Source organism: Stenotrophomonas sp. SPM (assembly GCF_003105135.1).
Classification (GTDB): Bacteria; Pseudomonadota; Gammaproteobacteria; order Xanthomonadales; family Xanthomonadaceae; genus Stenotrophomonas.
Window position 1 is genome coordinate 1 of the sequence record NZ_QETL01000208.1, and the last position, 1,546, is coordinate 1,546.

Consider the following 1,546-nt stretch of genomic DNA (forward strand, 5'->3'; position numbering starts at 1 on the left):
AGCCTGCTGGCCCTGCCGGCCTGGCACGAATGGCAGGCGCTGTTCGGCCTGGCCCACTTCATCGTGGCCGAGCGGCCGGGCAGCCCGTTGCGCGACGCCGTGGCCGGCGAGCTCGGCCAGGCCCTGGAAGGGCGCTGGGCCGACAACGAGCAGTCGCTGTTCGCCAGCCCGACCGGGCGCGTGCTGCGCCTGCACCAGCCCCTGCGTGGCGAGTCGGCCAGTGCCGTACGCGCCCAGATTGGCGCGGCCGGGCCCTGGCGGGCGATGCTGCCGCCGGCGGTGGCCGACTATGTGGCCGGGCAGCGCCTGTACCACCCCGGTACACCCTGAATACCCGCGTGAATGGCGCAAGCGCGCCATGCCCGTATAATCGCCCCCACGTTTATAGAGTCGATCCACTTTGAGCAACCAGACCCAGCCCCAGACCATCAAGGTCGATCTGCCCAGCCCGCCGCCCTCCGTGCCGCAACTGCTGGCCAGCGTCCGCCAAGCCACCGAAGACCTGAAGGCCAAGGACCTGGTCGAGATCGACGTGCGCGGCCGGTCCAGCGTTGCCGATTACATGATCGTCGTTTCGGGCACCTCGACCCGCCACGTCAAGTCGATCGCCGATGAAGTCGTGCGCTTCGCCAAGAACATCGACGTGATGCCGCTGGGCGTGGAAGGTGAGCGCGAAGCCGAGTGGGTGCTGGTCGACCTGGGCGACATCATCGTCCACGTCATGCTGCCGCGCGTGCGTGAGTTCTACGCCCTCGAGCGCCTGTGGACCGTCGGCGACCAGCCGCCGCCCAGCGACGACGACGAAGTGGCCTGAGCCACGGCGTTGCTGTACCCCTTCGACGGCGCCGATGGCGCCGTCGACGTTTTGGAGAGTGCGTAGATGAAAGCCCGCCTGATCGCCACCGGTGAACGCGCACCCAGCTGGGTTGCGCAGGGCTTCGCCGAATACCAGAAGCGGCTGTCGCACTGGCTGCCGTTCGAACTGGTGGAAATCGAGCCGGGCCTGCGTGGCAAGGGCCGCGATGCGCGTCGTGCCACCGAGGACGAAGGCAAGCGGGTGATCGCTGCGCTGCCGAAGAATGCCTACGTGGTGGCGCTGGACGTGCCGGGCCGCCAGCTCAGTTCCGAACAGCTCGCGCAGCGCCTGGAGCATTGGCGCGGGCAGGGCAGGGACCTGGCCTTCCTGATCGGTGGCCCGGAAGGGCACTCGCCGGAAGTGTCCGCGCTGGCCGATGAGAAGTGGTCGATCGGACCGCTGACCCTGCCGCACATGCTGGTGCGGCTGGTGGTCGCCGAGCAGCTGTATCGGGCCGCAGCAATGATTGCGAATCACCCCTACCATCGCGCGTGAAGAGTGGTTATACTGGTCGTCTGCCCGAATAGCTCAGCCGGTTAGAGCACTTGACTGTTAATCAGGGGGTCGTTGGTTCGAGTCCAACTTCGGGCGCCACCTTTGAAAACCCGCATCGCGAGATGCGGGTTTTTTTTTGCGTCGAGCTTCTGTAGAGCCGAGCCCATGCTCGGCTGCGGCAGAACGGCAGCCGAG

At 67.0% G+C, this 1,546-nt stretch carries 2 protein-coding genes, 1 tRNA gene and 1 pseudogene; all 4 read left to right on the forward strand.

Annotated features, from left to right (window positions below; all coding sequences use genetic code 11):
• Positions 1 to 330, forward strand: a pseudogene (locus DCO49_RS20015) (nicotinic acid mononucleotide adenylyltransferase); the annotation flags it as partial.
• A 70-nt stretch (positions 331 to 400) separates the two neighbouring features.
• Positions 401 to 814 (forward strand): ribosome silencing factor, encoded by a 414-nt coding sequence (gene rsfS, locus DCO49_RS20020; protein WP_108769533.1) that lies wholly within the window; start codon positions 401 to 403, stop codon positions 812 to 814.
• Positions 815 to 880: 66 nt separating this feature from the next.
• Positions 881 to 1,351: a 23S rRNA (pseudouridine(1915)-N(3))-methyltransferase RlmH gene (gene rlmH / locus DCO49_RS20025; protein ID WP_079222687.1), complete on the forward strand. Its 471-nt coding sequence runs from the start codon at positions 881 to 883 to the stop codon at positions 1,349 to 1,351.
• 22 nt (positions 1,352 to 1,373) lie between these two features.
• Positions 1,374 to 1,450 (forward strand) — tRNA-Asn (locus DCO49_RS20030).
• Positions 1,451 to 1,546: the final 96 nt, after the last annotated feature.